General features: G+C 72.6%; 3 protein-coding genes and 1 pseudogene. 3 read left to right on the top strand and 1 reads right to left on the bottom strand.

What is annotated here, in order from left to right:
- Positions 1–435 precede the first annotated feature (435 nt).
- On the bottom strand, positions 436–906 hold the full coding sequence (locus tag ACIQOV_RS22575; protein ID WP_331768406.1) for a hypothetical protein: 471 nt from the start codon (positions 904–906) through the stop codon (positions 436–438).
- A 96-nt stretch (positions 907–1,002) separates the two neighbouring features.
- Between ACIQOV_RS22575 and ACIQOV_RS22580 the strand changes: the two are divergent.
- The 3 genes and pseudogenes from ACIQOV_RS22580 to ACIQOV_RS22590 all read left to right on the top strand — a co-directional run.
- Positions 1,003–2,103 (top strand): annotated as a pseudogene (locus ACIQOV_RS22580) (ROK family protein); the annotation flags it as partial.
- 343 nt (positions 2,104–2,446) lie between these two features.
- Positions 2,447–4,351, top strand: coding sequence for a 1-deoxy-D-xylulose-5-phosphate synthase (dxs, locus tag ACIQOV_RS22585; protein ID WP_401051069.1), 1,905 nt, complete (start codon positions 2,447–2,449; stop codon positions 4,349–4,351).
- 149 nt (positions 4,352–4,500) lie between these two features.
- Entirely contained in the window at positions 4,501–6,027 is a 1,527-nt protein-coding gene (locus tag ACIQOV_RS22590) for an ArnT family glycosyltransferase (protein ID WP_401051071.1), read from the top strand.
- The last annotated feature ends 188 nt before the right edge of the window (positions 6,028–6,215 follow it).

Consider the following 6,215-nt stretch of genomic DNA (forward strand, 5'->3'; position numbering starts at 1 on the left):
AGGGGGCGCAGCGGGGTCAGTGAGTGGTGGCGGGAGGCCGGGTGACACTGAGCCAGGCGTGCAGCGCGTCGAGGGCCAGCAGCGTGCGGTCCAGGGGGATGCGCCTGGGCCGTACCGGGTTCGTCCGGGGCTTCTAGGAGATCTGCTCCACGTGATCGCGTACCTGGCGGCAGGCCTCCAGCTGGTGGGCCGTCAGCGGGCCGAGACGTCCGACCAGAGCTTGGGGCGCTGCCGGTGGTCGCGGACGGGTGGTGGCGGTCAGTCCACCATGCCGGTGAGCACGGGGACACCGTGTATGTCGCGCACCGAAGCGGGAGGCATCAGGGCCTTGACCCATCCCCACCGACGAAGGCGGCAGACCGGTCGGGCGGGGGTCCCTGCTCGGGACACCCGCTCGACCCGAACAGCCGTGTCGTCAGCGCGGCACTTTGCCGGTCACGGCCGCGCGGTCCCACCGGCGCCGCGTTGTTCGGCCGGCAGCGGCGACTGCGCCACGGCCTCAGTGATCTGACACATCGTGGTCACTGCCACGCAGAGCCGGTCGAGGGCCTCACCGGCCACGCGGCTGCACACCGCCCGGTGCGCGTCACGGACGATCTCCTGGACGCTGCTGATCGCAGACAGAAGCATCACGGTCGCGCGGGGCGGCAGCGGCCGGGCCAGGTGCAGCTTGTAGAGGGCTGCGCCGGTCTGCTCTAGCAGATCACCGACGATGGCGAGGAGACGGCGCAGCGACGCTGTGTGCGGGATCGTCTTGTGGGTGCCGGGCAGGAGCATGAGGCGGTCCAGGTCGGCACTGAATCCGAGGATGGACGCGAAACGCTCGATCTCTTCCTCGATGGTGCGGACCTCTGTGAGGTGGCACTGGGCGACGGCTTCCAGGCCGCGAGGATCGGCATCGGTCATGGATTGCCTCCTTGGGACGGGGGTGTATGGGCCCGGGGCGGCGTCGGCGGGACTGGCCACGCGCTCGACTGGCGGGCCGGACGCGGCCGCGTGGGCGCCGGCTCGCTGACCCAGGCCGAGATCGCCCGCGGCACCGGACTGTCCGCGGCCACCGTGTCCAACATCGTGCGGGAGTTGAAGGAGAGCGGCACCGTCGTGGTCGCCGACACCTCCTCCGGCGGCCGCCGCGCGCGCAGCGTCTCGCTCAGCGGGGACGCCGGCATCGTGGTCGGCATCGACTTCGGCCACACCCACCTGCGCGTCGCGGTCGGCAACCTGGCCCACCGGGTGCTGGCCGAGGAGAGCGCCCCGATCGACGTCGACGTCTCCGCCCAGCAGGGCTTCGACCGCGCCGAGGCGATGGTCGAGCGACTGCTGGCGCAGGCCGGGTTCCGCCCCGACAAGGTGATCGGCGTCGGCCTCGGCGTGCCCGGCCCCATCGACGTGGAGACCGGCGCGCTCGGCTCCACCGCGATCCTGCCCGGCTGGACGGGCATCGCCCCGGGCCGGGAGCTGACCGAGCGGCTCGGCATGCCGGTGCACGTGGACAACGACGCCAACCTGGGCGCGCTCGGCGAGCTGGTCTGGGGCGCCGGCCGCGGGCTGAGCGACCTCGCCTACATCAAGGTCGCCAGCGGCGTCGGCGCCGGGCTGGTGGTGAACGGGCAGATCTACCGCGGGCCGGGCGGCACCGCGGGTGAGATCGGGCACATCACCCTGGACGAGGCCGGGCCGGTCTGCCGCTGCGGCAACCGCGGCTGCCTGGAGACCTTCGTCGGCTCCCGCTACCTGCTCTCGCTGCTCGTCCCCACCCTCGGCCCGGACCTCAGCCTGCCCCGGGTGGTCGAGCTGGCCCAGCAGGGCGACCTCGGCTGCCGCCGGGTGATCGCCGACGCGGGCCGGCAGATCGGCACCGGCGTCGCCACCCTGTGCAACCTGCTCAACCCGCGCCGGGTGATCCTCGGCGGGGACCTCGCCGAGGCCGGCGAGCTGGTGCTCGCCCCGATCCGCGACTCGGTGGCCCGCTACGCGATCCCGAGCGCCGCCCGGCAGCTCTCGGTCGTCCCCGGCACGCTCGGCGGCCGGGCCGAGGTGCTCGGGGCGCTGGCCCTGGTGATGAGCGAGATGGGGGAGTCCGGCGCGCTCGGCCGCGCCTGACGCCGCCGGTCGGCGCACCGCGGCCGGCGCACCGCGGCCGGCGCACCGCAGGCGGCGCACCGCAGACGGGGGCGTCCCGAACGTCCCGTCCCGGACGGTCGACTCCGCCCGGATAAGCATGGTCGAACGCCAGTGCGTCAATCCGGCATGACCCGCCTCCCCCGCCCGACCTCCCGGAATGGCGGTAACGAACGGTGGCACCGGGCGCGCCGCTCGGCGTCCGGGAGGCGGACATTAGACTCGACCGGTCGGCCCCGGCCGGGACCGCCGGCGTGGCACCGGACCGGGCAGCGACGCCCGTCGGACTTTCCGTGGTCCGCGAACACTGAACGAGGAGGAACGGGTGGCCCTGCTGACCCGCATTCGGGGACCGCGCGATCTCGACCGGCTCACGCCCGGACAGCTGGCCGCACTGGCCCAGGAGATCCGGACCTTCCTGGTGACCGAGGTCTCCAAGACGGGTGGCCACCTCGGGCCCAACCTCGGCGTGGTGGAGCTGACCATCGCGCTGCACCGGGTCTTCGACTCGCCGCGCGACCGCATCCTCTTCGACACCGGCCACCAGAGCTACGTCCACAAGCTGCTCACCGGCCGCCAGGACTTCTCCCGGCTGCGGATGAAGGGCGGCCTGTCCGGCTACCCGTCCCGCGCCGAGTCCGAGCACGACGTGATCGAGAACTCGCACGCCTCCACCGTCCTCTCCTACGCCGACGGCCTGGCCAAGGCCAACCAGATCCTGGGCAAGAACGACCCGGTCGTCGCCGTCATCGGTGACGGCGCGCTCACCGGCGGCATGGCCTGGGAGGCGCTGAACAACATCGCCGACGCCGAGGACCGCCCGCTCGTCATCGTCGTCAACGACAACGAGCGCTCGTACTCGCCGACCATCGGCGGCCTGGCCAACCACCTCGCCACCCTGCGCACCACCCAGGGCTACGAGCGGTTCCTGTCCTGGGGCAAGGACGCGCTCCAGCGCACCCCGGTGGTCGGCCAGCAGCTGTTCGAGACGCTGCACGGCGCCAAGAAGGGCCTCAAGGACTTCATCGCCCCGCAGGGCATGTTCGAGGACCTCGGCCTCAAGTACATCGGCCCGATCGACGGCCACGACATGACCGCCCTGGAGTCCGCGCTGACCAAGGCGCGCGGCTTCGGCGGCCCGGTGATCGTGCACTGCCTCACCGAGAAGGGCCGCGGCTACCACGCCGCCGAGAACAACGACGAGGACCGCTTCCACGCGGTCGGCAAGATCCACCCGGAGACCGGCCTGCCGATCCAGAGCGGCGGGCGGAGCTGGACCTCGGTCTTCGCCGAGGAGATGGTCGCGCTCGGCCACGAGCGCGAGGACATCGTCGGCATCACCGCCGCCATGCTCCACCCGGTGGGCCTGGCCCCGTTCGCCGAGGCCTTCCCGGACCGCATCTTCGACGTCGGCATCGCCGAGCAGCACGCCGTCACCAGCGCGGCCGGCCTGGCCACCAACGGCCTGCACCCGGTGTTCGCGGTCTACGCGACCTTCCTCAACCGGGCCTTCGACCAGGTGCTGATGGACGTCGCCCTGCACAGGCTGGGCGTCACCTTCGTCCTGGACCGGGCCGGCGTCACCGGTGACGACGGGGCCTCGCACAACGGCATGTGGGACATGTCGATGCTGCAGCTCATCCCGTCCCTGCGGCTGGCCGCCCCGCGCGACGCCGAGCAGGTCCGCGCCCAGCTGCGCGAGGCCGTCGAGGTCAAGGACGCCCCGACCGTGGTCCGCTACTCCAAGGGCACGGTCGGCCCGGCCGTCCCCGCGGTCGGCCGGATCGGCGGCATGGACGTGCTGCGCGCCGCCGAGGAGCCCTCCGGCGCCCACCGCGCCGACGTGCTGATCGTCTCGGTCGGTGCGATGGCCCCCACCAGCCTGGAGGTCGCCGACCTGCTGGCCGCCCGGGGCATCACCGCCACCGTGGTGGACCCGCGCTGGGTCAAGCCGGTGGACCGGGCCCTGCCGGGCCTGGCGGCCGAGCACCGGGTGGTCGTCACCATCGAGGACAACGGCCGGGTGGGCGGCGTCGGCGCGGCCGTGGCGCAGGCGCTTCGGGACGCGGACGTGGACCTGCCGGTGCGCGACTTCGGCATCCCGCAGGAGTTCCTGGACCACGCCAGCCGGGCCGAGATCCTGGCCGAGATCGGCCTGAACGCCCCGGACATCGCCCGAAAGGTGACGGCGCTGGTCGCCAAGCTGGACGCGGCGCCGGTCGAGGCCTGACCGGAGGCCGTCCGGGCGGAGTGGCCCCCGTTCCGTTGACGACCATTTGTCGTAACTCCGTAACAGTTCGTCACGGAACAAGCTGACAATCGCACTGAAAGGCGGGACCGGCGCCATCGGCGCCGATCCCGCCCGGTAGGTTGTCATCCGTGCCGACCCCCACCCGCCTCCGCCTCACCGGACTGGCCGAGCGCCTGCCCGAGCGCGTCCGTACCCGTCTGCTGACCGGGTACTGGACCAGGCTGGTGCCGGTGCTCGCGCTGGTCGCGCTGCTCACCCACATCCCCTCCTTCGCCCGGCCCGTCTGGAGCCCGGACGAGGGCTTCCTGGCGACCCAGGCCCGGATGCTGGCGGACGGCGGCGTGCTGTACGACACCGTGGTGGACCGCAAGCCCCCGCTGCTGCCCTGGCTCTACCAGGCCTGCTTCGCGGTCTTCGGCTCCGCCTCGCTCTGGCCGCTGCGCACCCTGGCGGTGGTGGCCCACCTGGTCACGGCGATCCTGCTGGCCTCGATCGCCCGCGGCCGCTGGGGCAACCGGGCCGGGGCCGGGGCCGGACTGCTCTACCTGCTGGTCTCCATCGGGCTCTCCCCGGAGGACACCCAGGCGGCGACCTTCGAGGTCTTCATGCTGCCCGCCATGGTGGCCGCCTTCCGGTACGCCGAACGGCGCCGCTGGCTGGCCGCGGGCATCGCGGTCGCCCTGTGCTCACTGACCAAGCAGACCGGCGGCGCGGTGCTGCTGCCGGTGCTCTGGATGCTCTTCCAGGACACCCGCCGGCGCGGGGTGCGCTGGCCGCCCGCGCTGTTCAAGATCGGGTTCGGCTTCACCCTGCCGATAGCGCTGGTCGCGGTGATCCTCACCAAGCCCAAGGGCTTCCTCTTCTGGGTGGTCACCGGCAGCGGCGACTACGCCTCCTTCGGCGGCGCCTGGCTCCAGATGCTCGGCCGGGCCCTCGGCAACTCGGCCATCCTGGTCGGGGCCGGCCTGGGCTTCCTGCTCCCGGTCGGGCGCAGGCTCTGGCTCAAGTACCGCCACCGCCCGCTGCCGGTGGCCGGCGAGGAGCACGGCTCGACCACCGACCTGTGGGTCTGGCTGCTCTCCTCGGTGGTCGCGGTCAGTGTGGGCTTCCACTTCTTCGGCCACTACTACCTCCAGCTGATGCCGCCGCTGGTGCTGCTGGGCACCGGGGCGATCGCCACCTCCGCGATCCGCTGGAAGCCCGTCCTGGCGTACACCACGGTCGCCGCCACGGTGTTCTGGAGCTTGGCGCTGGCCTGGCCGGGGGAGGGCCTCAACCGCACCACCGAGGTCGCCACCGCCGTCGCCGCCCAGACCACCCCGAAGGACACCGTGCTGGTCTGGGGCATGCACCCCGAGCTGTACTGGCTGGCCGACCGCAAGCCCGCCACCCGCTACCTGACCGCGGGCTTCCTCACCAACTACAGCGGCGGCAAGGACGGCAACCAGAACGTCGGCGAGCAGTTCAGCGTCGCCAACGCCTGGCAGACCTTCGACAAGGACCTCGCCAACGGCCTGCCCGAGGTCGTGGTCGACGACTCCGGCATCGCCCCGTACCAGCCGGTCATGATCCCCCGGATGGAGAACCTGCTGGACACCCACTACGAGATGGTCGGTGTCTTCGCCGACACCGTGGTCTACCGCCTCAAGCACTGAGACGCCCGCGTCCGGGCCGGCGGGCGGCAGCGCCGTCCACACCCGTTCCGCGCGGCAACGCCGTACACACCCGTTCCGACGGCGGCGCCGTGCACAGCCCACGTTCCGGCGGCGACCCCGTACACAGCCCGTGCTCGGGCGGCAACCCCGTACACACCGAGGAGCCCCGGTGACCACTGGTCACCGGG

The organism is Kitasatospora sp. NPDC091257, assembly GCF_044757675.1.
Classification (GTDB): domain Bacteria; phylum Actinomycetota; class Actinomycetes; order Streptomycetales; family Streptomycetaceae; genus Kitasatospora; species Kitasatospora lactacystinica.

Bases quoted from the DNA above. Each gene is read 5' to 3' on its own strand.
- ACIQOV_RS22575 (WP_331768406.1), bottom strand. From the start codon at position 906: ATGACCGATGCCGATCCTCGCGGCCTGGAAGCCGTCGCCCAGTGCCAC.